The 25,071-nt window shown below is 39.8% G+C and carries 25 protein-coding genes and 1 tRNA gene; 21 read left to right on the top strand and 5 right to left on the bottom strand.

Annotated features, from left to right (window positions below; genetic code table 11):
• Positions 1–166 precede the first annotated feature (166 nt).
• The 6 genes from UQ64_RS12430 (at position 167) to UQ64_RS12405 (ending at position 7,242) form a co-directional block, all read left to right on the top strand.
• Positions 167–850, top strand: a complete 684-nt coding sequence (locus UQ64_RS12430) for a response regulator transcription factor (RefSeq protein WP_060623758.1) — start codon at positions 167–169, stop codon at positions 848–850.
• 1 nt (position 851) lies between these two features.
• The gene (locus tag UQ64_RS12425; RefSeq protein WP_060623757.1) at positions 852–1,853 is read left to right on the top strand and encodes a sensor histidine kinase; all 1,002 of its coding nucleotides are present in this window, start codon (positions 852–854) and stop codon (positions 1,851–1,853) included.
• 95 nt (positions 1,854–1,948) lie between these two features.
• On the top strand, positions 1,949–2,632 hold the full coding sequence (locus UQ64_RS12420; protein WP_060623756.1) for an ABC transporter ATP-binding protein: 684 nt from the start codon (positions 1,949–1,951) through the stop codon (positions 2,630–2,632).
• A complete protein-coding gene (locus UQ64_RS12415) occupies positions 2,629–5,232 on the top strand; it encodes an ABC transporter permease (protein ID WP_060623755.1) in 2,604 nt (867 codons plus the stop codon). Before UQ64_RS12420 ends, UQ64_RS12415 begins: the two co-directional genes overlap by 4 nt.
• 159 nt (positions 5,233–5,391) lie before the next feature.
• Positions 5,392–6,786 (top strand): protoporphyrinogen oxidase, encoded by a 1,395-nt coding sequence (locus UQ64_RS12410; protein WP_060623754.1) that lies wholly within the window; start codon positions 5,392–5,394, stop codon positions 6,784–6,786.
• 189 nt (positions 6,787–6,975) lie between these two features.
• Positions 6,976–7,242 (top strand): CD3324 family protein, encoded by a 267-nt coding sequence (locus UQ64_RS12405; protein WP_060623753.1) that lies wholly within the window; start codon positions 6,976–6,978, stop codon positions 7,240–7,242.
• Positions 7,243–7,303: 61 nt separating this feature from the next.
• On the opposite strand, the gene UQ64_RS12400 is transcribed toward UQ64_RS12405, so the two are convergent.
• Entirely contained in the window at positions 7,304–8,101 is a 798-nt protein-coding gene (locus UQ64_RS12400) for a hypothetical protein (protein ID WP_060623752.1), read from the bottom strand.
• Positions 8,102–8,333: 232 nt separating this feature from the next.
• Complete coding sequence (locus UQ64_RS12395; RefSeq protein WP_060623751.1) at positions 8,334–9,137, bottom strand: DUF2935 domain-containing protein; 804 nt, start codon at positions 9,135–9,137, stop codon at positions 8,334–8,336.
• Positions 9,138–9,424: 287 nt separating this feature from the next.
• Between UQ64_RS12395 and UQ64_RS12390 the strand changes: the two genes are divergently transcribed.
• The 10 genes from UQ64_RS12390 (at position 9,425) to rsiV (ending at position 17,664) form a co-directional block, all read left to right on the top strand.
• Positions 9,425–9,928, top strand: coding sequence for a GNAT family N-acetyltransferase (locus UQ64_RS12390; protein ID WP_245237936.1), 504 nt, complete (start codon positions 9,425–9,427; stop codon positions 9,926–9,928).
• Positions 9,925–10,458 carry a GNAT family N-acetyltransferase gene (locus UQ64_RS12385; RefSeq protein WP_060623749.1) on the top strand — a complete coding sequence of 178 codons (534 nt, stop codon included), beginning with the start codon at positions 9,925–9,927 and terminating at the stop codon, positions 10,456–10,458. The genes UQ64_RS12390 and UQ64_RS12385 overlap by 4 nt, the downstream gene beginning before the upstream one ends.
• Positions 10,457–10,522: transfer RNA gene (locus tag UQ64_RS30820), tRNA-Phe, on the top strand. The genes UQ64_RS12385 and UQ64_RS30820 overlap by 2 nt, the downstream gene beginning before the upstream one ends.
• 180 nt (positions 10,523–10,702) lie before the next feature.
• The gene (locus UQ64_RS12380) at positions 10,703–11,254 is read left to right on the top strand and encodes a YdhK family protein (protein ID WP_060623748.1); all 552 of its coding nucleotides are present in this window, start codon (positions 10,703–10,705) and stop codon (positions 11,252–11,254) included.
• A 203-nt stretch (positions 11,255–11,457) separates the two neighbouring features.
• Positions 11,458–12,444: a phosphotransferase enzyme family protein gene (locus UQ64_RS12375; protein WP_060623747.1), complete on the top strand. Its 987-nt coding sequence runs from the start codon at positions 11,458–11,460 to the stop codon at positions 12,442–12,444.
• Positions 12,445–12,461: 17 nt separating this feature from the next.
• Positions 12,462–12,923: an NUDIX hydrolase gene (locus UQ64_RS12370; protein WP_060623746.1), complete on the top strand. Its 462-nt coding sequence runs from the start codon at positions 12,462–12,464 to the stop codon at positions 12,921–12,923.
• 72 nt (positions 12,924–12,995) lie between these two features.
• Positions 12,996–14,069 carry a stalk domain-containing protein gene (locus UQ64_RS12365; RefSeq protein WP_060623745.1) on the top strand — a complete coding sequence of 358 codons (1,074 nt, stop codon included), beginning with the start codon at positions 12,996–12,998 and terminating at the stop codon, positions 14,067–14,069.
• Positions 14,070–14,284: 215 nt separating this feature from the next.
• Positions 14,285–16,177 carry an acyltransferase family protein gene (locus tag UQ64_RS12360; RefSeq protein ID WP_425339590.1) on the top strand — a complete coding sequence of 631 codons (1,893 nt, stop codon included), beginning with the start codon at positions 14,285–14,287 and terminating at the stop codon, positions 16,175–16,177.
• Between the two features lie 91 nt (positions 16,178–16,268).
• Positions 16,269–16,775, top strand: a complete 507-nt coding sequence (locus UQ64_RS12355) for an RNA polymerase sigma factor SigV (protein WP_060623744.1) — start codon at positions 16,269–16,271, stop codon at positions 16,773–16,775.
• Between the two features lies 1 nt (position 16,776).
• A complete protein-coding gene (gene rsiV / locus UQ64_RS12350) occupies positions 16,777–17,664 on the top strand; it encodes an anti-sigma-V factor RsiV (RefSeq protein ID WP_060623743.1) in 888 nt (295 codons plus the stop codon).
• An 83-nt stretch (positions 17,665–17,747) separates the two neighbouring features.
• On the opposite strand, the gene UQ64_RS12345 is transcribed toward rsiV, so the two are convergent.
• Positions 17,748–18,332 (bottom strand): P-loop nucleotide/nucleoside kinase family protein, encoded by a 585-nt coding sequence (locus UQ64_RS12345; protein WP_060623742.1) that lies wholly within the window; start codon positions 18,330–18,332, stop codon positions 17,748–17,750.
• A 231-nt stretch (positions 18,333–18,563) separates the two neighbouring features.
• On the opposite strand from UQ64_RS12345, the gene UQ64_RS12340 reads away from it, so the two are divergent.
• On the top strand, positions 18,564–20,120 hold the full coding sequence (locus tag UQ64_RS12340; protein WP_060623741.1) for an ABC-F family ATP-binding cassette domain-containing protein: 1,557 nt from the start codon (positions 18,564–18,566) through the stop codon (positions 20,118–20,120).
• Between the two features lie 134 nt (positions 20,121–20,254).
• Here the strand turns inward: UQ64_RS12340 and UQ64_RS12335 are convergent, their stop codons facing one another.
• Together UQ64_RS12335 and UQ64_RS12330 are read right to left on the bottom strand one after the other, a co-directional pair.
• Positions 20,255–21,121, bottom strand: a complete 867-nt coding sequence (locus tag UQ64_RS12335) for a helix-turn-helix domain-containing protein (protein WP_060623740.1) — start codon at positions 21,119–21,121, stop codon at positions 20,255–20,257.
• Between the two features lie 236 nt (positions 21,122–21,357).
• Entirely contained in the window at positions 21,358–23,025 is a 1,668-nt protein-coding gene (locus UQ64_RS12330) for a ribonuclease J (protein ID WP_425339589.1), read from the bottom strand.
• Positions 23,026–23,149: 124 nt separating this feature from the next.
• Between UQ64_RS12330 and UQ64_RS12325 the strand changes: the two genes are divergently transcribed.
• From UQ64_RS12325 to UQ64_RS12310, 4 genes are all read left to right on the top strand, one after another.
• Positions 23,150–23,629, top strand: a complete 480-nt coding sequence (locus UQ64_RS12325) for a GNAT family N-acetyltransferase (protein WP_060623739.1) — start codon at positions 23,150–23,152, stop codon at positions 23,627–23,629.
• 109 nt (positions 23,630–23,738) lie between these two features.
• Complete coding sequence (locus UQ64_RS12320) at positions 23,739–24,272, top strand: TetR/AcrR family transcriptional regulator (protein WP_082651101.1); 534 nt, start codon at positions 23,739–23,741, stop codon at positions 24,270–24,272.
• Positions 24,273–24,285: 13 nt separating this feature from the next.
• Positions 24,286–24,612, top strand: a complete 327-nt coding sequence (locus UQ64_RS12315) for a DMT family transporter (RefSeq protein ID WP_060623738.1) — start codon at positions 24,286–24,288, stop codon at positions 24,610–24,612.
• A gap of 17 nt (positions 24,613–24,629) precedes the next feature.
• The gene (locus UQ64_RS12310; RefSeq protein ID WP_060623737.1) at positions 24,630–24,977 is read left to right on the top strand and encodes a DMT family transporter; all 348 of its coding nucleotides are present in this window, start codon (positions 24,630–24,632) and stop codon (positions 24,975–24,977) included.
• Positions 24,978–25,071 lie beyond the last annotated feature (94 nt).

The following is a 25,071-nucleotide window of genomic DNA, read 5'->3' as shown; positions in this document are numbered from 1 at the left end:
CCTTTTAGAGACGTCTATTCCATGGAGTAGACGTTTTTATTATTTACCGTGGAGTTGTAAATACTTTAATATGAATTGTAATTTGGTATAACTCTATAATTATGAGAGAATGATCAACGGAACGAATGGAACGATTGAATACATTATAAGGTTAGGATGATCATCCATGAAAATTTTACTTGTCGAGGACGATAGAACGATAGCATCAGGACTGGAATATTCATTACAGCAGGATCATTTTGAAACTCTTCTTTGTTATGACGCCACTTCAGCCAAAGCGGCGTTATCTGAGCAGTTATCAGAGCTCACCTTATGCATCTTTGACCTCTCACTTCCGGATGGCAGCGGTTATGAATTGTGTAAGATCGTAAAAGCGCAAAGTGATATACCGGTAATCTTTTTAACGGCGATTGATGATGAGGTCAATGTGGTGATGGGACTCGATATGGGGGCAGATGATTACATAACCAAGCCTTTTCGGATTCGTGAGCTACTATCCCGTATTAAATCCGTCTTAAGGAGATATAACAAGCCGGCACAAACCCAATCCATTATTGAACTAGACAATATACGTATTAACACACTGGAAGGAAAGGTTTATAAGAACGGCGATGAAGTGCTACTGACCGCATTAGAATATCGATTATTACTGATCTTTGCTAATCATGTTGGGCAAGTTCTCTCGCGAAATCAATTGCTAGAGCGGATTTGGGATGTGGCTGGAGAATTCGTGAACGATAATACATTGTCAGTTTATATAAAAAGACTAAGGGAAAAGTTAGAAGATAACCCCCAAGAACCTACGCTGATTAAAACAGTGCGTGGGTTGGGTTACAAGGTTGGTGATTAGGATGCTTCGTAATAGAGAATTTAGATGGTTATTGTTTACGATGTGCTTAATCAGTCTTGTGGCTGCAGCGGTGGCGACATTTATATCGTTAGAGGCGGTAGGGCTCATAGCTGGGACTTCAGCTTTGCTTATAGCTTGCAGTGTATTGTTTACCCGCTGGAGATATGGTGAAATTGAAAAGCTCTCAGGGTATCTACGCCAAATCAGTAGTGGGAATTATTCGCTCGATGTTCGTGATAATCAGGAAGGTGAGCTTAGTATCCTGAAGAATGATATCTATAAAGTGACGCTAATGTTATCCGAGCAGAGTTCTTTATTGCAAGAAGATAAAATGAAGCTTACCAATGCGATTTCGGATATCTCTCATCAGCTCAAAACCCCGCTTACCTCCATGACCGTGATGGCAGATTTATTAAGTGACCCAGAGCTGCATGTGGAGAAGAGAATGGAATTCACACGAAAGATTACTGTTCAACTCGAACGAATTGGATGGTTAGTTTCTTCATTATTAAAGTTCTCAAAGATCGATGCTGGGACTATTTTTTTTAAAAAAGATCAGGTTCAGGTGAGCAAGCTAGTTCGAAAATCCTTGGAGCCCATGTTAATTCCAATGGATATTAAAGAACAACGGATCTTGATTGATGGAGAAGATACCACCACATTTGCGGGCGATCTCAATTGGACAACTGAGGCGATCATTAACATTCTAAAAAACTGTGTAGAGCACACACCTGTTGGGGGAGAAATTTCGATTTCTTTTGCAGAAAATGCACTGTTTACGGAAATTATCATTACAGATAACGGCAAAGGAATCCCAAAGGCAGAGATCGCTTATATTTTCAAACGATTCTATAAAGGTAAGAATGCAAGCGAAGATAGTGTAGGGATTGGACTTGCCTTGGCACAAAGTATTATTACTGGACAAAATGGAACAATCGATGTGAAGAGTGAAGTGGGAAAGGGTACACAATTTCAGATTAAATTTTATAAACAAGTGATTTAGCACTTATGGCTTAGTGACTAGAATGTCACTTTAGAGTCACTGGATAGTCATTGTAGACAGATATACTGATCTCATCAACAAATGGAGGTCTAACAATGGACATTTTAAAGATTGAACATCTGTCTAAAACATATGGAAAAGGCGAAACAGCGGTAAAGGCACTGGATGATGTATCTTTTTCGATTAAAAAAGGGGAATTCGTAGCGATTATCGGGCCATCTGGATCCGGGAAATCGACCATTCTGCACTTATTAGGTGGGGTGGATAGACCGACAAGCGGAAAAGTGTTCGTAGATAACACGGATATTTATGAATTGAATGAAACACAGCTGGCGATCTTTAGACGCAGACAAATTGGGCTAATTTATCAATTCTATAATCTTATACCGGTACTTACGGTCGAAGAGAACATCACACTCCCTTTACTGCTTGATCAGCACAAGGTAGATAAGAAACAATTTGCGGATACCGTAAAGGCCTTAAATTTGGAGAATCGCTTAAATCATCTCCCGAATCAGCTCTCAGGCGGGCAACAACAGCGGGTTTCGATTGGCAGAGCGTTAATTAGTAATCCTGCAATCATGCTGGCAGATGAGCCAACCGGTAATCTGGATAGTAAGAACAGTAGTGAAATTATTGATTTATTAAAGATGTTTAATAAAACGTATAATCAAACGCTGATTGTCATTACTCATGATGAACGGATTGCACTGCAAGCGGATCGAGTCATTACCATTGAAGATGGAAGGATCGCCAAAGATGAGGTGATTCGTCCGTGAATATCGTAAATAAATTAACGCTTAGACATTTGAAACAAAATAAACGAAGAACCATGGTTACTATCATTGGAGTTATCATTTCTGTGGCTATGGTGACGGCTGTGGCAACGCTTGGTTATTCTTTTATGGAATTAATGAAGAAGCAGAGTATCTCGACAAATGGAGAATGGCATGTCCAATACAGAAATGTTACTAAAGCTCAGCTTGAAGCGATAGAAGCGGATGATGCAACGAAAGCACTTGTTATCTCAAATGATCGTGGCTATGCTCCTTTAGTGGGGGGACAGAATGAGAACAAGCCCTATTGGTATATCAAGGAATATAATGCAGCTGGTTTTAAACAATTTCCGATTGAACTTCTGGAAGGAAGACTCCCGAAGACTAACTATGAAGTAGTCATTTCTGAGGAAATTGCAAAGAATGCTAAAGTAACCTACAAGATTGGTGAAACGTTAACTCTCGATGTCGGAGAGCGAGTCACTAGGGATGATAAAAATAGTGGTCAACCCTTATCTCAGAACGAACGATTACGGACTGAAGATGATGCCCTGAATGAAGAGATCATTCATAAAAAACCAATGAACTACACGATTGTAGGAGTGATAAAGCGCCCTACTTGGGAACCAACATGGTCCCCGGGTTATACTGCTCTAAGTTATGTGGATGAAAGTTTGATTGGAGCAGCTGAAAAAACTACAGCGACGGTTGTATTAAATAAGGTGGATAGCACCATATACAAGCATGCAGAGGAATTGGCACAAGAAAACAATATCGAGTCGATCTCTTATAATAATAGTCTGCTCCGCTATTATGGTGTGACGAATAACGATGGCTTGCGTAACACACTTCTTTCATTGTCAGTCATCGTTATGACTGTGATTATCATTGGCTCTGTTTCTTTAATCTATAATGCTTTCGCGATTTCTGTCTCGGAACGTGCACGTCATTTAGGAATGCTCTCCAGCGTAGGTGCTACAAAGAGGCAGAAGCAGAATTCGGTGTTTTTTGAAGGAATGATCATCGGTTTAATTAGTATCCCTATTGGGATCATTTGCGGAATTACAGGAATCGGGATCACTTTTATGTTTATCAATTCGATGATTCAAGATGTATTAGGGATAACAGAGAAATTAACGTTGGTTGTTACACCTCTATCCCTTCTAACCGCTTGTGTGGTTTCAATTATGACGATTTTTATATCCACCTATCTTCCAGCCCGAAAAGCTTCAAAGATATCGGCAATTGATGCGATCAGACAAACAACCGATGTTAAGCTCTCTGGTAAAGCGGTGAAAACATCCAAGTTCGTTCGCAAGTTGTTTGGAATTGAAGCAGAGATTGGTTTGAAGAATTTAAAGAGAAATAAACGCAGGTACCAAGCGACTGTATTCTCACTTGTCATTAGTATCGTTTTGTTTTTATCCGTATCTTCGTTCACTACGAATATGAGAAAGTCGGTAGAACTCTCACAGGATGGTTTGAACTATGATATCCAAGTCTATATGGGGACTGAGGACGCTCAAAAAGTAGCTCGGCTGACGAAATCGATATCTGCCTTACCTAATATAACGGAATATAATGTGGTCAGGGAACTAAGTTTGAGTTCATGGATTGATGAAAAAGATATAACAAAAGAATTGCAAGAGACCGTGGAGAAGGATAGCAGTATTTTAAAGAACGGGAAATATCCTTACTACATTCAGATCCATGCACTAAATGAACAGAGCTTGAGAACCTATGCAGAATCGGTCGGTGTAAGTTATGAACAATTAACAGATCTCAATCAGATGTCTGCTATTGTGAATGATACGGTCACCTTTGAGGATGAGAACGCCAAAAAGATTATTGAGACCAAAGCTCTTCATTCAGAAATCGGCCAGAAGCTTGATTTAATTTATACGGATTGGGATACAGAAAAAGAGACGAAATTACCACCAGTAGAAATCGTCGCATTAACTGATAAGCGTCCTATGGGTGTTCATTCAGCATTGGTGGGTGGATTAAACATCATCGTCTCGGAACAAGTCTTCGATCAATTAACAAATGATACGATGCGTAAAGATATTCAAAGCCGACTTAACCTGAACAGCTCAGATCCATTAGCGACACAACAGGCCATCGAGGAAATGAAAGAGCGGAATGTTTATGTTCAAAATGTGTATCAGAATAGACAAAATAGTGAGCAGATGATCATGTTAATGTCTATTTTCACCTATGGTTTTATTGCTTTGATTACATTAATATCGATTGCGAATATTTTCAATACGATTTCAACTAGCATATCACTTCGTAAAAGAGAGTTTGCGATGCTGAAGTCCGTAGGGATGACTCCAAATGGTTTTAATAAAATGATTAATTATGAAAGTATCTTCTATGGGATAAAATCATTACTTTACGGGCTTCCGATAAGCATAGTCCTGATGTACTTGATCTATAGATCCATGATGAGTAGTTTCTCCTATGGATTCGCACTTCCATGGATGAGTATCTTGTATGTCATAGTCGCAGTCTTTATCATCGTTAGCTCTGCTATGCTGTACTCCAGTTCAAAAGTGAAGAAGGAGAATATTATTGATGCTTTAAAACAAGAGAATATATAAAGATTAGCCGCGAATATCGCATCGAAGCAAATCCCCACTTTGTGGGGATATTTTGTGTCATATATGACACGAACGGTATGTTATTACTTATAAATCCCTATGATATAATGTATTCAATTGAATTTAACAGATTATAACTTTAGAGGCAGGTGTCAACACTTGAGAACGGTCGTCGTGATTGGCGGGGGAATTACTGGATTGTCTACCGCTTACTATTTACAGAAATCTATACAGCATAATAAATTGGATCTAAAAATCATTTTGGTTGAAGCCAGCGATAGACTGGGCGGCAAAATCAGAACACTTCAGCAGGAAGACTTCATCATGGAATCAGGTGCTGATTCTATTGTTACTCGCAAAACGAATGTTGCCCCATTGATTGAAGAATTAGGCATTCAGGATGAGGTTGTATATAACGCGACAGGAATCTCATACATCTACACAGAAGGTAAGCTGAAGCAAATTCCTAAAGATGCAGTCTTTGGCATCCCTCTCAGTATTGAATCGCTTGCTACTACAGATTTGATCTCTGCTGAAGGTAAAGTTGAAGCACTTAAAGATTTCTATACTCCGAATAGTCGTTTTACGAAAAATGATTCTGTAGGTGATTTTCTAGAGGCTTTCTTAGGAAAAGAACTTGTCGAGAAGCAAATATCACCTGTCCTTTCAGGCGTTTATTCCGGGAAATTGAGTGAACTTACCATTGCCTCGACCCTTCCTTACTTGATTGATTATAAGAATGAATATGGCAGTATTATTCAGGGATTGTCCGCGAATAAGGCTAAATTCCAGGGGAACGGAGATAAGAAGTTTATGTCTTTTAAGGGTGGCGTATCTGCTCTGATTGATGCCATGGAAGAACAGCTGTCCGATACAGAGATCATCAAAGGGATTCGTGCCGAGCGTATTGCAAAGGATGGAGAACGGTACCGAGTAACACTGGCAGATGGACGAATCTTGGACAGTGATTTTATCGTACTAGGAACAATGCATTCTACTGCACAAGCATTACTCCAAGACGAAGCGCTGAATGAAGATTTCAATCAGTTGTTTAACAGCTCTATGATTAGTGTATATCTAGGGTTTGATATCCCTGACAGTCAGCTGCCAGCGAATGGTACAGGGTTCATAACAGCCAACAGTGATGATGTTATATGTAATGCTTGTACATGGACAAGCCGCAAGTGGGAGCACACGTCTGGACAACAACGTCTGCTTGTCAGACTCTTTTATAAAAGCTCAGGGCCGCATTATGAGTCCTTGATTAAGTTTTCAGAAGAGGAATTATTAAAGGTGGCGTTGAATGATATACAGACCAGTCTTGGAATTACTGGGCAGCCAGTTACCCACGATGTGACCAAATGGCATGATGTTATGCCAAATTACCACATACGTCATCACGAGATTGTAGTATCCTTAGAGAAGAAGATTGCAGTTCATTATCCGAATGTAATCCTTGCTGGATGTTCTTATTATGGTGTGGGTATTCCCGATTGTATTGCAAATGGAGAGAAGACAGCTGAGCGCATTGTGGAACAAGTAATTACACATTAAACAAAGGAGGGCGTACAATAGTGAGAAAATTAGCGATAAGCTCTATGCAAAGTCTAGACTATAAACAACGGCGGTTGTTTGTATAGAGCGAATAAAATTTGATTTACCGCCAGTGCACTGTGCATTGTTGTTTTTAGAATAGACTTTGCTACCTTCAAACTCATAAAAAGTTTAAGGAGCAGAGCGATTATGAAATATGTAAATGCAGATACAATTTTTCCAAAAGAATTATTAGAGGAAATTCAGAAATATATTAATGGTGGTTTGGTTTATATCCCAAAGCCTGAAGAATCACATGTAAAATGGGGCGAAAAGTCAGGGAGCAGAAAGTACTTGAGATCTAGAAACATTGAGATCTGTCTAAGGTTTGCTGTTGGTGCAACCGTTGATCAGCTTTCAGATGAATATTACCTTTCGAGGGATAGTATTAAGAAGATTGTTTACACAAAAAAATAGCTACAAGTCAAAAGCCACGTTAGAGGAAGTTCTGACGTGGCTTTTGGGATTTAATTATAAATCAATCTTGAATACCATACTTTTTCTGATATTTATTGATCCCATCTACAAACTGTCCTTCATACTTCACGCCTTCACCCATCTTTTTATTTGCGGCATTAAAAGCTGTGCTAGAAATTTTTGTTTTGTACAGGCCCTCTTTCATCATTGTTATTGCTTCTAGTTGCGTCTTAAGCGCTTTTAAATAGATTTCATGTAAAGCCTGTAATTCTGGATTTGGTGCTTTAATTTTTTTTGCTTCTACTACTAATTTGGTATAATTAGGAAGGATCACATTATTAAAGGCTGTGTAGCGTTGCTTTCTATTGGTACCTGTGTCTATTCTGTTCTTATCATATGCCTCACTAGCAATTTCGTCATATTTAACAATAGCTGCTATCTGATTAGAATAGGTTGTGAAATCTATTACTTCTTGTGGCGTTTTCATCTTTTCTTCGTAAGCAGCCCTGGATAGGACAGTAATTGGATATCTTTCTTCATTCCAGCCAGGAATGTTGAAGACTACTTCTGCAGAACCTTCTTGAACGCCTGTAATAATATAATCTGAATATCCATCCAATTCAATGGTAAGTATGGATTCATCAGAAACTTCAGGTGTCAATTTTGCATATGTAAGACTGGTCATTTCAGCTAGTAAACGAATTTTTATTTTTGTAGTTCCACCCACGGGAATAACATCACTAGACAAAGTAATACTCGCATCGTTAAACAATTTCTTATCTGCAGCAAAAACATTGGATGGCATTATTAAAGCAAAAATAATAGTACAAAGTATAAAACATTGACTTAACCTTTTCATTTGCAATCCTCCTTATCGTTTGATTTTGTAGTCACTCGAAGTAATCTTGCATTCCATAAAATTCCTGATTCCTCCTGAGTTTTACTATAAATTGTTTCTTCGCAAATACCAACTATTTTTAAAAAGCTTTGGGGTGGATCACCGAAACAAACGAATTCAAATATAAAGACGGATAGGGCGACAACCTGTATTTTTGATACAAGTAGTCGCCCTATCCATTAAATATGAAATGCTATACGATTTGTTTATTCATATTCAAAGAGGCTTCAAATGCATCAATAATATAGAGGAATCTTTCCGCTTCTCGGAATACATGATCCGCAAGAAGTGGATGGATGATGCTTTTTATTCGGCATTCCTCAATAAGATCCCGCGCCGTTTTCTTAAAATCACGGAGGGATTTAACCGAAACTTTATTCTCGTCAAGTTGCTGACTTAGTAGGGGTTTAGTTTGGGATTGAGGACGCATGGAACTAAGATCAATAGCTTGATATAACAATGTATCGAAATCATGGCTGAAATTTCTCGCTTGTTCAACGAGTTGACGCTCAGAGGGGTCCAATAAATGTCCAATGAATTTGGCATGGTCCGCCATTATACGTAGAAAGAAGACATTTTCATTGATAATTGCGTCAGGTAAAGGATCTAACCTACCTAGATTCAATTCTTCCAGTCGATTTCTAAAATAATTGGCTTCCCTACTGACATGATCCACTAATAAAGGGAAATTCGTACCACCTGGAAGTTTGCATCGTAAAATTAATCCTAATATTTTCCTTTTGAAAGCCCAGATATGTGAAGCCGCGCTATGAACTTCCTCGTTAAACTTCCGTATTACTGCTGGATCAGAATCCACAGTAAATCCGAGGGATCTATTCTCTATGGCTTCGAATGTGGCGTAGAAATGGTTCGCTTCATTAATTAGTTGCGTGTCTTCACAACGAAATCCTAATTTAAGAAAAAAAGAGTGTTCTTTCATGATTCGTGACCAGAATCTTATTTCATCTAGAGACCTCGATACAAAAGGATCCGGCATATCAAAGCACACCTCCCATTTTTATACAATTATAATATGCGTGATGTTTGTACTATATCCGTAAGATTTAAGGCGAGAATGAAGAAGTACTCTAACGCTTTTTATGTTGATGGTGACACAGACTATATATTGGAGGATATTCAAGCAGCCTTTGATAAAGCTTTATTTTTGATGAATAATGACTTTATATAAAATTCAATTCAAATTAAATATGGCATATAACTAGAGTGAAGTCGTGATTATACTAAGTACAGAAGTGACGACAATAAAGAAGAAAACGTGGAGGTATGATGGAAATTAAACTTGTTCCAGTAACCGTTGAAGATAAAGAGGTACTGTCTAATCTATATCAGCTTTACTATTATGATTTCAGTTTATTTACCGATCAAGATGTGAACCGGCATGGGGAATTCGAGGTGAATATTGATTATTTTTGGGAAGGGGATCATCGATGGAATCCTTATCTGATTGTGATTTCAGGATATATTGTTGGATTTGTGGTTGTTCTTTTTGAGAACTTGGACACAGACCCAGATCCAACTCATGTGATCTTTGACTTTATGATTTTGCAGAAATACAGAAGAAATGGAATAGGGACGGCTGCCGCTACCAAAACACTAGATTTGTTTAAAGCTAATTGGAAGCTTGCACAAATGGAAAATAATAAACCCGCTATAGCATTTTGGAGAAAAGTGCTTAAGGAGTATACAAAAGATAACTATACAGAACGTTATTTGAGTGATCACCATAAATATATTCAAGAATTCGATAGGAGAGAGCGAACGAAATGAATATCACCATAACATTAACTGACAGCACGACGAAGTTTATGATTAACAATCTCTACCCACTATACTTACACGATCTATCAGAAATATGGGGGAACCTTCCTAATCAATACGGGGTATACGAGGATAATGAAACACAGACGCTGAATGAACAGAATAAAGTCTTCGACATATGGTGGGGGAAGCCGGGGGTTTTATATCCTTATTTAATAAAAGTGGATGGAATTCCTGCTGGCTTTGCATTAGTAGCCACACCACCATATACACCACCAGGTTGTGAATTTTATTTAAACGAATTCTTTATCCTGCGGCCCTTTCGAGGTAAGGGAATCGCTGAACGTGCGGCTAAGGAGGTTTTTAATCTTCATATTGGAAAATGGGAGCTGCAAACCAATCCCACAGCTACAAATAGGAGAGCCCAGCATTTTTGGAGAAAGACATTAAAAGAATATACGGGTAATAGCTTTCAAGAAGAATGTAAGAAGTCTTTTGATGATGAATTAAAGATGATTTTTAATTTTTGTAATGGATAAAGCTAATCAAATCAGCATTGGACTGAAAATCCTAGTGTCGGCGGTTCGACCCCGTCTCGGGCCATCTTAGCATTAATAGCAAGCTTTCATAAAAACAGCCTGTCCGACCTTTATGGTTAGACAGGTTGTTTGTTATTTTATATTAATTTTATTTTACGTTTTCGAAGATACCTGATTCGGTTTGTGATCCTACGAAATGGGTAAATGAATAATCATAGACAAATAAACTTCGGAGGTTTTATATATGAAGAAGCAATTATCTATATTCATAATCGCAGCCGCACTTACTCTAAGCGCATGTGGTGATGATAATAGCTATGGCAATAAAATGTCATCAAACGATAGACAAATGGAACATACCACACACTCTAGTTCAAGTGAAGTACCCGAGAATTTGAAAGTGGCAAAGAATCCAACTTTTAAAGTAGGAGATAAAGCGATCATCCAAACGGACCATATGAAAGGTATGAAGGGGGCCACAGCAACGATTGTAGGTGCTTTTGATACTACAGCCTATATGGTTTCTTATAGACCTACAACAGGTGGAATGCCAGTTACAAACCACAAGTGGATTATTCATGAAGAAATCAAAAAAGCAGCGGACAAACCCTATGAATCAGGCTCAGAAGTCGTAATGGAAGCTGACCATATGAAAGATATGAAAGGTGCAACGGCTCAAATTAACGAAGCTGAACAAACTACGGTATATATGATTGATTACACACCTACTACGGGTGGAGATGAAGTGGAAAATCATAAGTGGGTAACGGAAGACGAGCTTTCAGCTATAAAGTAACCAATAGAAATTTAAGTTCATAAGTAATGAAAAAAGATCAAGGTAGGAACAGTCATGGACTTTGTTAAAGTTCTAGGCTGTTCCTACCTTTTTTGATTGCTTCTTTTATTGGTAGTGAAGTGTTAAAATATCTTTATAAAGCACAACTATACAAAATATACCATTTAAATGGTATTTTCTTAGAAGGTAGGAGCGTGATTGAAATGCCTAACTGGCAGGTGAAATTCGATGAAGAAATGCTTAAACAAGCTGCAGAACAGATTCAAGTCGATTGGACAACGATAAAGTATATTGGTGGCTTTGAAAATGTTGTCTATAGCTTTCCAAAAGATGATCATGAATTTATTTTACGTGTAACTCATCAGTCTCATCAGGAGCAGGAGATGGTTATCTCTGAACTTGACTTTATGGATCATCTTGCAAAGCATGGTGTGAAACTGGCTCGCCCCATTCCCTTTCAGGATGGCAGTTTGGTACAAACGGTAGTCAAAGAAGAGGAAAGATTTATGATCTGTGTAATGGAGAAAGCACCGGGTGGTCATGTTAATGCTTCTGATCCCTATTGGGGAACGGAGCTTTTTGAGCAATGGGGTGAGGTAACAGGAAGAATGCATGCTGTAACTCTGCATTACGAACGTCCGGAGACTGTTCTGGCAAGGCCACATCAGGGTAAGCTAGATTTTGACTATGCTAACTTTGGCACTGTTGAACAGCAGCTTTATGAAAAGTTGCTTCAGATAAATGATCGGATTAACCAGTTGCCGCGGAATCGAGAAGGCTATGGACTATGTCACCGTGATTTGCATTCGGGTAATTTTTTCGTGCATGAGGGGCGGATCACCGTGTTTGACTTTGATGATTGCGGATACGACTATATGGTGCATGATATTGCCATTGCCGTTTATTACTCGACCATCTTTGGAGATTGGCGAAAACCGGAGGTAGAGCAGAGTAGAACTTCTAGTCTTGCGGCAGCCATGCTGAGGTCCTTTATGAAGGGGTATAATCGAGAGTATGCACTCGACAATAAGTGGCTAGAAGAGCTCCCGCTCTTTATTGAGAAGCGTCGACTGGAATTAGTGCTTTTGTTATTTCAAGAATTTTCGGAGTCACAACGTGAGCAGGATAGAGTGTGGCTTGCCCGCAATATTCACGATGCTCTAAATGACATAGCTTGTTTAGAGCTTTAATGACGGAGGTAACCAATATGGCATCCCCAAAACATATTCTTTCTGCAGCTACCGTTGTGTTTAATGATCAGGGAGAGATTTTATTAATAAAAGGTCCACGCCGAGGATGGGAGATGCCTGGCGGACAGGTCGAAGTAGGAGAGTCACTTAAAGAAGCAGCGATCAGGGAAGCCAAAGAAGAATCGGGCATTGATATAGAAATTAATAAGTTCTGCGGCGTTTTTCAAAATGTAGATCGATCTATTTGCACTACATTATTTCTGGGGAAAGCTATCGGTGGTGCGACTGCTACTAGTTCTGAAAGCTTGGAAGTGGGCTTTTTCTCAATAGAACAAGCAAGGGATATGCTCACATGGAAAAACCTAAGACTGCGGCTAGAGTATTGCCTAAATGATGCTATGCAGCCTTTTTACGTAGAGTTACAGGGCACAGAAGTAGAAGGAATTATTTTTAAATTAGAAAATCAGAAAACTTTTTAGAGGTCCCCCTGCGTCCTAGCTAATGAGTGTCATCGGAAGGCACTTATAAATAGAGATGGAGGATGACGAGATATGAATAAAACAACAAAAAATCTATTTAAAATGAGTGCAGTTGGATGTGCGGCTATTATGGGGGTGAGCTTAGCTTCCTTACCGGTTCATGGTATGGCATCCACATCAGTAGCAGCTAGTGTTTCTTCAATGGTGCAATCTACGACCCCAGCGCTTACTGGCATTAAGATCCAAGAAAAAGTTCTTAGCACAACAAGTAAATATTTAATCGCTGATATTAAAGTTCCACAACTAACAGGGATGCTAGACAAGCAATACCAAGATGAGCTGAATGATATTATTTTGTCACATGCTGAAAAGGATTTGGCACAATGGGAGAAAGACGCCGCTGAAATGGGTCAAAAAGCACAAGCAAATCAACAAGAATTCTATCCCTACACGCTTAATATTACTTATGAGCTGAAGTCAGACGGGACAGGTAATCCAGCAGGCATTATCTCTTTGACGGTTATAACTGAAGGCTCTGAAGGCGGAACTAGCATGCCGCGGATGGATACTTATAATGTGAGAAATATAGCTGAGGCACAACTTGTTACTCTTTCTGACCTGCTCGGTGCTAACTACAAAGAAAAGCTTGATTCAGATATTCTTGCGGAAATTAAAAAGGACTCCGACAAATATTTCTTGGAAGAATATAAAGGAACTTCTGTTGAGCAATCATTCTATATCGATAAAGGTGACCTAGTGATCGTATTCCCTAAATACAGTATTGCAGCTGGGTATTTAGGATCACCAGAGTTTCGTTTTAGCTTGAATAATAATTCCACAGACGTGGCAAAGCTTGATTTGAAAAAAGTATCAAGTTTTACCAACAAGCAAGGTGTGCTGATGATATCATTACGTGATATATCCAATCAATTAAACTTTGAATTGAAGTGGAATCAAGCTACCAAAACATCTGAGTTAATAAAGGGAGCGCAATGGACAAGTGTTTCTATTAACAAAGATGCTTATTTTATAGCAAAAATGGCTCCTAAAGCATTAGGTGCTGCACCTGTGCTTCAAGATAACAAGACGTACGTACCTGTCCAATTTGTATCAGATATTCTACAAATTGAAGTGCAGGATATTTAATGAAAAAAACATCTGGCAGATTTCTCTGCCAGATACTTTTTTTATTTAATAACATTTTCAGTTAATTACAGAACTTTTCATACGTTTACAGCGTCTTACTTATGGAACGATAAATCGACGGTAAGGACTGAAACATTATGAAAGACAACACGAAGCTTTTCAGAAATAATATGAGGAGCCAGTCTTCTATACAATCTGTAGGCGGCAGGCGTTATGTGCCAGGAATTGATGGTCTAAGGGCTTTGTCAGTACTCGCTGTAATCGCATATCATTTGAATCTGAATTGGGCTGAGGGTGGACTTCTAGGCGTTGGAATATTTTTTGTAATCTCAGGATATCTCATTACTGACCAAATCATTAGCCAGTGGGAGCGGCACCGAAGACTGAACCTTTTAGACTTTTGGGTTCGTAGGTTGCGGAGGCTGTTGCCTGCGATGGTCGTCATGCTTTTTGTGGTTGCCATATGGCTTTTAATTATAGAACCGTCAAGATTGTTTGGGCTCAAGGGTGACTTTATATCTTCCTTATTTTACTTCAATAACTGGTGGCTGATATTTCACAATGTTTCCTATTTTGAAAGCTTTGGTCCGCCTTCTCCGATCGGGCATTTATGGTCGCTTTCTATTGAAGGGCAGTTTTATATTTTATGGCCAATAGTTCTCATTATCGTGATGAAGATCGCTCGTCGGCGGGGAAAGCTTATTGCATGGATAATGGCTTGCGCTGCAGTCTCAGCTTTGGCGATGGCTTTGATCTACGTACCGGGTACAGACCCGAGTAGAGTGTATTATGGAACGGATACCCGCGTATTTGCACTTCTCATTGGAGCAGCACTTGCAGTTGCTTGGCCAAGTCAGAAACTTAATGATAAGGTCTCTGAACCGGCTCGGCGTGTGCTTGATATTGTTGGCGGATTAGGACTCATTCTATTGTTGGTACTTTTTTATCAGGTTAATGAGTTTGATGATTTGCTATATCGTGGCGGGTTTTTAGTAATTTCTTTGATTGCTGCCGTAGTTATTGCCGTACTCGCTCATCCTGCTAGCCGTCTGGGAGCGATCGTAGGCTGTAAACCTTTGCGTTGGATCGGGGTGCGATCATATAGCTTATACATATGGCATTTTCCAGTTATTATCCTTAGCAGTCCGAATGTGAATACTGAAGAAAGTAGCATTCTACGTATCATCATTCAGGTAGCAGTAAGTTTTCTTCTAGCTGCATTGTCATATAAGTATGTGGAGGAGCCCATTCGGCGAGGTTCATTTAATGAAACTTGGAAGAACATCAGTGTGAAACGACGGGGTGGTCTTCGTCCAGGCTTCTTAATGGCAATTATTGCTGTGATTCTTATCCCTATCGCATGCAAAGGCTATTTGTTAAACGCTGGATCGGATACGCCTGCGATCGAATTGGCAGATATGCAGTATGAACAACAACAGCTGCAACAGCAAGAACAACAACTGCAACAGCAAGAACAACAAGATTTGGGAATAAAGGATGATCCCGCAACAACTGAACCTGAAGCGAAAAAACCTGATCCTAAGGTGGGAGCTATAAATACAGAAGTGGTAAAGCCTGAAACAGAAGTGGAAAAATCTGTTCCTGAAGAAAAGACATCTGTAGTTGAGAAGAATCAATCTGGTGAGGGCGTCACGGCCATTGGAGATTCTGTCATTTTGGACGTAGCACCATACCTCTCAGAGGAATTACCTGGCATTGTCATCGAGGGAAAGATCGGTCGGCAGATGGCGAAAGCTCAGGAGGTAGTGGATCAGCTTAAAGCTCAAGGCCGGCTGGGTAAAAAGGTGATCATTGAGCTGGGGACTAACGGATCTTTTAGTTCAAAGCAATTACGTGATTTACTGGATTCATTAAGTGATGTTGAGCAGATTCTTTTGGTCAATACTCGCGTCCCAAGAAAATGGGAGAATAATGTGAATCACAATATTTCAAAAGTTTCCAGTGAATATAGTAATACGACCGTAGTAGACTGGTACTCTGCTAGTGAAGGAAGAGACGATTATTTCTACCAAGATGGTGTGCATCTTAAACCAGAGGGTTCCAAGTATTACGCCTCACTTCTTGCGAAAGCCTTGGAAAGTTTGTGAAAAATAAGTAAAACTCCAAACTTTTTTGTACTCGCTAAACGTCTTACACCTATTACAACACTAGATAACAAACAGAGAAGGATAATCTACAATGTTGAATAGGAAAACTGAGAAAATATTAACCAATTGTATCATCGAAAACAAAGAGAATGTCTACAGACTCGCCTACAGCTATGTCAAAAACAAAGAGGATGCTCTCGATATTGTTCAGGATTCCATTTATAAAGCGATGGATAATCTTGAATTGTTGAAGAATCCTGATGCCGTGAAAAGCTGGTTTTACCGTATTGTCGTGAATACTTCGTTAGACTTTCTGCGCAGAAACAAAAAGGTCCAGACGATGGAGCCAGAGATGATAGATGTCTATTGTCCTGGTGCGGAGGATGTTTACTCGGATATAGATTTGAAAAGAACCCTTGAAGATCTGCCGACGAAATACCGAAGCGTGATCGTACTGAGATACTTTGAAGACATGAAGATTAGTGAAGTGGCGGAGGTTCTTAACGAGAACACGAATACGATAAAAACAAGACTTTATCAGGCACTTCAGTTATTGCGGGTGAAACTGAAGGATGAAGCCTCAAAGGAGCTTATGTAAGATGGTAGACCATTTAAAAGATTTACATAAGGAATATAGCGAGGTTCCTATTCCAGAACAATTAGATTTAATGGTGAATCGCTCTCTGAAACAATCACTTAAAGAAAGAAGAAAAAAACGGTTGAAATATAAATGGTTTGCCAGTGTGGGTGTTGCTGCTATTGTCTTTTTGATTGCGATTAACACTAGTATAACCGTGGCGAGTGCATTATCCTCCATTCCAGGTGTCGAACGGCTTATTAAAGTACTAACCATTAAAGAATATATTGTGGCGGAAGAAAACTACGATGCCAATATCAAAGTGCCGGCCGTTACGAACATGGAGAACAAAGAGCTGGAACTTGGATTGAATAACAAGTACTTAAGTGAGAACAAAGCACTTTACGATAAGTTCCAAGCGGAGATCGAAGAGTTGAAGAAGCAAGGTGGAGGCCACTTAGGTCTGGACACGGGTTATGAAGTCAAAACGGACAATGATCGTATTTTCTCCATTGGAAGATATGTTGTCGAAACGTCAGGTTCTTCTTCTGAGGAAGTCACTTTTGATACGATAGACAAAATGAACCAAATCCTTATAACGTTACCGATGTTATTTAAGGATGAACAATACATTGAACGGATTAGCCAAAATATTAAAGAGCAGATGATTGCGCAAATGAAAACTGACCCCAATATTGTGTATTGGATCCCGGAGAGCGGCGATGATGAGCTAACGGATATGTTTACTTCCATTTCAAAAGATCAGAGTTTCTATATCAATAATGATGGCAAGCTTGTGATTGTGTTCAATGAATACGATGTAGCCCCTGGTGCTATGGGATCTGTTGAATTTGTGATTCCTACCGAAGTCATAGCTGGAGATCTGGTAAGTCAAATGTATATTCAGTAATAAAAATAAGACCGGCAAGAGATTTCTCTCTTTGCCGGTCTTATTTTTCGTAAACAAATGATCATTGAAGAGCTATTTATTTCCTAGCCGTAGATAAAATGTTCCACCGTAGCCACAGTCTTCGTGATGTCAGGGTTAGAATTGTCGATTACCTTAACATTGGAACTTGGGAGGGGCCACTTCACATTACGGTTTCCAAAAGATTTGCGAAATTCATCCCAATGTTGGAACTTCCATTCATCTAATGGTGATTGTCGATCATGAATTCGTGTCCGATACAATTCTTCATTGGCTAGTTCAACTAAAACAACTTTAACCTCAACATCTTTCAGGGAACGTCCAATTCGAGATAACTCACTGCTGATCCAGTCAGGGTTGGCAGCCTCTTGGGTAAATGGCCCAACTACAAATGCATCCACATTCAGACCGATATTATCTAGCGCGGCGTCCATCGTAATCCGGTAACCCAAATTACGGCATAATCTTTTGTACTCGGCAGAGTCTCTGTCCGCTGGGTCCAATCCGTGTAAGGTCATGATGGCGTCAGCGGCTGGTCGTAAGAGAATATCCATATCAAAGAAGGGAACTTTGCGCCCTGAAGCGATCGCTTTAGCTAATGTCGTTTTGCCTGCCCCAGCCGGCCCCAGAAAAAATACAAGTTTGTTCATCGCTGACTCTCCTTAGAAGCTCAATTCAACGCTATATGCATCTCTGCATACTATCATATAAAAGTTGGTGTGTAATCGCCAGCGCAAAATCTCCATGAGGCAGATAGGAACGGAATAGCTGCGATATTTCGCATTATGGGCCATAATATGATATTTTTTTGCTTCTCCATTGAGTTTTTGTGTAATCCTGCTTATAATATAGCGAGAAAAATAAGAAAAAGGTGTCCATAAATGAGCATATTAAATGTAGAAGGATTAAGTCATGGCTTTGGAGATCGTGCGATCTTCAAGGATGTTTCATTCCGTCTTCTAAAAGGCGAGCATATCGGATTATTCGGCGCTAACGGCGAAGGTAAATCCACTTTTATGAATATTGTTACAGGCAAGCTGCAGCCAGATGAAGGTAAAGTTGAATGGTCTAAACGGGTGCGTGTCGGCTACCTAGATCAGCATGCAGTGTTGACCAAAGGCATGACCATTCAAGATGTACTCAGAGGGGCTTTTCAATACCTCTTTGATCTTGAGCAAGAGATGAACGATATGTACGGCAGAATGGGTGACGTGACGCCTGAAGAGCTGGAAAGGCTGCTTGAAGAAGTTGGTACCATCCAAGATACACTTACAAATCAAGATTTCTACATGATCGATGCAAAGATACAAGAAACCGCGCGCGGTCTAGGAATCACAGATATTGGATTGGATCGTGACGTAGCTGATCTTAGTGGTGGTCAGCGTACCAAAATCTTGCTTGCGAAGCTGTTGCTTGAAAAACCGGATATTTTGCTCCTAGATGAGCCTACGAACTATCTGGATGAGCAGCATATTGAATGGCTGAGACGTTATCTTCAAGAGTATGATAATGCATTTATCCTGATCTCTCATGACATGCCCTTCTTGAACAGCGTTATTAATCTGATCTACCATATGGAGAATCAAAAGCTGACTCGTTATGTGGGTGATTATGAGCAATTCCAACAGGTCTACGAAATGAGAAAACAACAGCTTGAATCTGCATATAATCGTCAGAAACAAGAAATCGCAGAGCTGAAAGACTTCGTTGCGCGTAATAAAGCCAGCGTAGCTACTCGTAACATGGCGATGTCCAGACAGAAGAAGCTCGACAAGATGGAAATCATCGAGATTGCAAAAGAAAAGCCAAAACCACAGTTTAATTTTAAAGAAGGAAAAACTGCGGGTAAGATGATTTTCGAGGCAAAAGAATTGGTTATCGGATATGATGCACCGTTGTCCAGACCGCTTAATTTGTTGATGGAGCGTGGACAAAAGATTGCGCTAGTTGGTGCGAACGGGATCGGTAAGACAACGTTGCTCCGTAGCATCTTAGGCGAAATCCAAGCATTGTCCGGTTCTGTAGAACGTGGATACCATCAAGAGATTGGATACTTTGAGCAAGAAATGAAAGAAGGTAATTACAAGACTTGTATCGAGGAGATCTGGGATACATTCCCTTCCCTTTCACAATTCGAAGTACGTGCTGCCCTTGCCAAATGCGGACTGACGACGAAACATATCGAAAGTAAGATTGCTGTTCTTAGTGGTGGAGAAAAGGCTAAAGTGCGTCTTTGCAAGCTCATTAACAGTGAGACTAACATTCTCGTACTGGATGAGCCGACGAACCACTTGGATATCGATGCCAAAGATGAACTGAAACGTGCACTGAAAGCATACAAAGGAAGCATTCTTATGATTTCTCACGAACCAGATTTTTATCAGGACATCGTGACCGATATCTGGAATTGCGAAGATTGGACGACAAAAGTATTCTAAGTATACTAGTTCAAATAACGAATCTTATAAACAGGATCAGGATACCTTACTTCGATTCTCCGAAGGGTATCCTGTTTTTTTATATAATAGATGCAATAGATCATTTCTCAAGACTTTGCTCCGGTAAACAAACTTTAGGCTTCAAACTTCAGATTCTGCGGTTCCGTCGGAATTTCATCTTTCCGTGCGCGGGAATCGGTGACGGGAACGTCCATGCCCACTTCTTCAAAGGTGCAGTCATCTAGCCAAATCTTACCGGATCCCGATAGGAGAATGCCAATGTTGATACAATCCGCCTCTGTAGGGATATCCAACACACAAGCGTAAAAATTCCAGGAAGCCGTTCCTTTAATACTTCTGTACTGCATGTTGTCAAAGCCCAGCATATTCTGGAGCTTGTCATCAATACGCATCCATAAGCCGCACCAGTCGCTGACTTCCTCGGTCCGGATAAAGCCGGCAAACCGCATCCGTCTCCCAAGATATTTTTTTGCGTCAAACTGCTGCATTAGAGTACCGAATTCATTCCCTTCGAGTGGTTCAGTTGCTGCGCATTCCAATGATACTGAGTTCCTTCCCTTATGGTAAATCTGCATATCTAATGATGCCTTATATTTGCTGGGGGATGTTCCGGTGATGAACCAACCATTAATATCGGACATGGTAAATTCCTCTCTTTCCTGAATCAATAGTTTCATCTGAGATCTGTATTGGGCTGGGGGGAGAGCATAAAGTCCTTTAAAAGCTCGTGTAAAAGCCTCCTGGCTATCAAAACCATAAAGCATTGCAATATCTAGAATGCGTTCTTCGGAATAGAGCAGTAGTTGGGCAGCAGAACTCAATCTACGGGAACGGATGTATTCAGCTACGCTTTTGCCGACATATTTCTGAAAGAGTCGGTGGAAATGAAATTTGGAGAATCCAGCCTCTTTCGCAATTTTGTCCAGATTCAGTTCTTCTTCCAAATGTTTCTCAATAAATTCAATACTATTGTGAATCATCTTGTAATACAGTCTAAACACCTCCTTGTTCTGGTATTAATATACCTCACCCATTTAAAGGGATTTTGATAATTCTTGCTTAGTTCTACTTCTGTATGTGAAAATTGCACTTGAATCTAATTCTATCAGCAGGATATATAAAAGAAGAGTAATAAAAATTATAAAACAAAAAAAGGCGGATTCTCACTCATAATTGAGTGTGAATTCGCCTACATCTATTCAGGTGTATTACTACATTAAACCTCAATGATGATTGGAAGAATCATCGGACGTCGTTTCGTTTTTTCGTACAGGAATCTACTCAGAGTCTCCTTGATGGTCTGCTTGATGATATTCCATTGGCCAAGGTCAGGCTCACTCATCTTTTGAAGAGTGGAAGTTACAAGCTGGTTGATTTCATCCATTAAAGTTTCTGAATTACGGACATAGATGAATCCTCTGGATATAGTATCCGGTTCATTTAATAGACGTCCATCTGCTTGGCTTAGTGTAATCACTGTAATAAGAATGCCGTCTGCCGACAGCTGGCGACGATCGCGAAGCACGACATTCCCAATATCGCCAATCCCAAGGCCATCCACTAGGATCTGTCCAGCAGTCACTTTGCCCGATTGGCGGACAACACCTGACGAAGACTCGACGATGTCCCCATTTTTTAAAATAAAGATATTATTGGGATTAACACCAACCGCCTCCGCCAACAAGCTGTGATGATGAAGCATCCGGTATTCACCATGAATCGGTATGAAATATTCAGGTTTCATCAAGGTTAACATTAACTTAAGCTCTTCTTGGCTTGCATGCCCAGACACATGAAGCTCGCTGCGTGACCCATAGATGACTTTAGCACCAAGTACATATAAATTATCGACAATTCTAGATACATTACGTTCATTCCCGGGGATGGGATTAGCTGCAATCAGAACGGTGTCTCCAGCCTGGATTTCCATCTGCCTATGACTTGCATTAGCCAGACGCGATAACGCAGCCATGGGCTCACCTTGACTGCCTGTACATAATACAGTTACTTGCTCTGGGGGGAGTTTAGAAGCTTCTGTAGGCTCGATCAGCATGTTATCCGGAATGGTCAAGTATCCTAGTTCTTGGGCTACCCGAACAACATTCACCATACTTCTGCCTAATAAGGTTAATCTACGATTGGTTAAATGAGCAGCTTCAATGATCTGTTGTAGTCGATGTACATTTGAAGCAAAAGTAGAGATGAAAATTCTGCGGTCAGCTTTCATGAATGCTTCTTCTATATGAGCACCAACGAGTTTCTCAGAGGGGGTGAAGCCTGGTCGTTCTGCATTAGTACTCTCTGAGAGCAGGAACTTTACACCGTTCTTCCCGATATCGGCCATTTTATGTATATCGGGATACTGCTTATTAACAGGAGTCATGTCAAATTTGAAATCCCCAGTATGAACAACGGTCCCTTCAGGGGTATCGAATACAACACCAAGGCAATCCGGTATGCTATGATTCGTATTAAAGAAGGTTGTAGTAATCGCTCCTAGCTTTAAAGTAGACTCAGAATCAATGACATGAAGCTTAGTCTGACGTAATATCCCGTGTTCCCTCAGTTTATTTTCAATTAGGCCTAAGGTTAACCGGGTTGCATAGATCGGAAGATTTAGTTGTTTGAGCAGATACGGAATTCCTCCAATATGATCCTCATGTCCATGTGTAACTACTAATGCTCGAACCTTATCAAGATTGCTTAATAAATACGTAACATCAGGAATAATGAGGTCAATTCCCAATAGACTTTCGTCCGGGAATTTAGAGCCGCAATCAATGACAATAATATCATCAGCATATTGCAGGAAATACATATTCTTACCAATTTCATTCACACCGCCTAACGCTGCAATCCAAAGTTGCTTAGCTGCCACTTTCACTGTAGTCCCTCCTTAATAAATTTACCTATATTATGTATGAAACCCCTTATAATTATCCTTAAATTGAAGTGGTACAATAGAATGACAATAAATTGATAACCGAAAGTTAGGGGAACGATTAATCATGAACATCAGAAGAATACAAATGAAGGATAATTATGCAATTGAAGAGATCATTAGGAACTGCCTAATTGAGTTTGGCGGGAATAGAGCAGGGCTTGCCTGGGAAGATGACAGCCTGCATCATTTATATGAATATTACAATCATAGTGAGAATAGGGCCTATTGGATTGTAGAAGAGGAAGGAACAGTGTTAGGAGGATGCGGAATTGCACCTTTCGGGAGCGAAGAGAATATATGCGAATTACAAAAGATGTATTTAACCCCTGCTATCAGAGGCACTGGGGTAGCGACCGAACTAATGAATATTGCGTTGGACTTTGCCAAACTTCATTACAACAATTGCTATCTGGAGACATTGCAGAACATGCATGGAGCTAACCGTTTTTATGCAAAATGCGGGTTTGATCGTTTAAATGCGCCACTTGCGGGTTCGGAACATTTTGCTTGTGATGTTTGGTATATAAAAGACTTAACTCAATAGATTTAAAATGTGAGCCTGGATTACCGGGCTTTTTTTAAATATGAAGATAGATTTCTTATTTGACAACAAAACCGTCCAGACGGTATAGTAAATAACAGGGGTGATCAACGTGAACAGTAATTCTAAACGTAAAACTATTATAATAGCTGCATCCATGGTTGTTAAAAATAATGGAGTAGAGAAGCTTACGCTTGAAGCTGTTGCTAAAGAAGCCGGGGTCAGTAAGGGCGGGCTGCTGCACCATTTTCCAAATAAAGAAGCTTTAATCATAGGAATGGTGGAAGAGTTGACGAACGATTTTTTTACCAATGTTCAAGATAGGGCAATGCGCGAAACGCTTGAAAAAGGAAAGTGGAGTCGGGCTTTTGCTGAAGCTATAGATGAGGATCTTAAGGAAGGCAAAGAGATCGGCACCGCACTAACGGCTGCTCTTTTTACCAATCCAGATATTCTTAGTAAATTTCAAAATCAATATGCAATGTGGCAAAAAAACATAGAGAACGACGGCATTGATCCTGTACGTTCTACTATCGTTAGGTTGGCAGCTGATGGGTTATGGTATTCCGAGATGTTCGGACTAGGTGTGTTAGAAGTTGAATTACGCAAGAAAGTCATTCAAGAATTGATAAATATGACGAAGTAAGGAGTGGCGATCTTTGAATTCATATGTATTATTGGCAACAGCGATCATCTGTGAGGTATTTGGCAGTTCAATGCTAAAAGTATCTAACGGGTTTAAAAGGATATTCCCTTCTATTGGTGTGATCCTTGGAATGGGCTTTGCATTTTATAGTCTTTCTCTAGCGCTTAAAACAATTCCATTAGGTACGGCTTATGCGATTTGGTCAGGGGTTGGTACCGCATTGACAGCTATAATTGGTGTAGTCATTTATAAAGAGAACTTTAATCGTAAGAAATTCCTTGGTCTGCTACTCATCATTGGTGGTGTAATTATTATGAAGCTTTCTGGTGGGGCTCATTAGAATTTGGAGGCTGTAGCATGAAAAGAAATGCAGGATATATAGCTCTAAGTATTGCGATTGCTAGCGAAGTCGTAGGTACTACTATGCTGAAAATGTCAGAAGGATTCACGCAATTATTCCCTTCTATAGGGGTTATTATTGGTTTTGTAATTGCTTTTTATAGTTTATCCATAAGTCTTAGAGAATTACCGTTAAGCTTAGCTTATGCGATTTGGTCGGGTGTAGGTACAGTTCTAACAGCGTTCGTGGGTATTATTGTGTGGGGAGATCCATTTGGTATTCTTACATTTGCCGGAATAGTATTAATAGTAGGAGGGGTAGTATTATTAAACGCACCTTCTGTAGATAAAGAGAGCGCTCGTTAATCGGGCTCTTTTTTGTTTAAACCGATGTCAAAGATTCCGTAAATTGCATAGTTTTGTGATAATGGTATCACTTATCTTTTCCGTAGAATTACAT

Source organism: Paenibacillus etheri, from assembly GCF_001012825.1.
GTDB lineage: Bacteria > Bacillota > Bacilli > Paenibacillales > Paenibacillaceae > Paenibacillus_AQ > Paenibacillus_AQ etheri.
Note: the sequence above shows the minus strand (reverse complement) of the source record. Positions and strands in the feature narration are given on the sequence as shown.

What these genes read in the sequence shown, in the direction of transcription:
- UQ64_RS12355 (WP_060623744.1), top strand. Translation starts at nt 16,269, where the DNA reads ATGTTGAATAGGAAAACTGAGAAAATATTAACCAATTGTATCATCGAA.
- UQ64_RS12420 (WP_060623756.1), top strand. Translation starts at nt 1,949, where the DNA reads ATGGACATTTTAAAGATTGAACATCTGTCTAAAACATATGGAAAAGGC.
- UQ64_RS12335 (WP_060623740.1), bottom strand. Translation starts at nt 21,121, where the DNA reads ATGATTCACAATAGTATTGAATTTATTGAGAAACATTTGGAAGAAGAA.
- UQ64_RS12430 (WP_060623758.1), top strand. Translation starts at nt 167, where the DNA reads ATGAAAATTTTACTTGTCGAGGACGATAGAACGATAGCATCAGGACTG.
- UQ64_RS12370 (WP_060623746.1), top strand. Translation starts at nt 12,462, where the DNA reads ATGGCATCCCCAAAACATATTCTTTCTGCAGCTACCGTTGTGTTTAAT.
- UQ64_RS12365 (WP_060623745.1), top strand. Translation starts at nt 12,996, where the DNA reads ATGAATAAAACAACAAAAAATCTATTTAAAATGAGTGCAGTTGGATGT.
- UQ64_RS12390 (WP_245237936.1), top strand. Translation starts at nt 9,425, where the DNA reads ATGATGGAAATTAAACTTGTTCCAGTAACCGTTGAAGATAAAGAGGTA.
- UQ64_RS12405 (WP_060623753.1), top strand. Translation starts at nt 6,976, where the DNA reads ATGAAATATGTAAATGCAGATACAATTTTTCCAAAAGAATTATTAGAG.
- rsiV (WP_060623743.1), top strand. Translation starts at nt 16,777, where the DNA reads ATGGTAGACCATTTAAAAGATTTACATAAGGAATATAGCGAGGTTCCT.
- UQ64_RS12400 (WP_060623752.1), bottom strand. Translation starts at nt 8,101, where the DNA reads ATGAAAAGGTTAAGTCAATGTTTTATACTTTGTACTATTATTTTTGCT.
- UQ64_RS12385 (WP_060623749.1), top strand. Translation starts at nt 9,925, where the DNA reads ATGAATATCACCATAACATTAACTGACAGCACGACGAAGTTTATGATT.
- UQ64_RS12345 (WP_060623742.1), bottom strand. Translation starts at nt 18,332, where the DNA reads ATGAACAAACTTGTATTTTTTCTGGGGCCGGCTGGGGCAGGCAAAACG.
- UQ64_RS12375 (WP_060623747.1), top strand. Translation starts at nt 11,458, where the DNA reads ATGCCTAACTGGCAGGTGAAATTCGATGAAGAAATGCTTAAACAAGCT.
- UQ64_RS12395 (WP_060623751.1), bottom strand. Translation starts at nt 9,137, where the DNA reads ATGCCGGATCCTTTTGTATCGAGGTCTCTAGATGAAATAAGATTCTGG.
- UQ64_RS12325 (WP_060623739.1), top strand. Translation starts at nt 23,150, where the DNA reads ATGAACATCAGAAGAATACAAATGAAGGATAATTATGCAATTGAAGAG.
- UQ64_RS12340 (WP_060623741.1), top strand. Translation starts at nt 18,564, where the DNA reads ATGAGCATATTAAATGTAGAAGGATTAAGTCATGGCTTTGGAGATCGT.
- UQ64_RS12380 (WP_060623748.1), top strand. Translation starts at nt 10,703, where the DNA reads ATGAAGAAGCAATTATCTATATTCATAATCGCAGCCGCACTTACTCTA.
- UQ64_RS12310 (WP_060623737.1), top strand. Translation starts at nt 24,630, where the DNA reads ATGAAAAGAAATGCAGGATATATAGCTCTAAGTATTGCGATTGCTAGC.
- UQ64_RS12425 (WP_060623757.1), top strand. Translation starts at nt 852, where the DNA reads ATGCTTCGTAATAGAGAATTTAGATGGTTATTGTTTACGATGTGCTTA.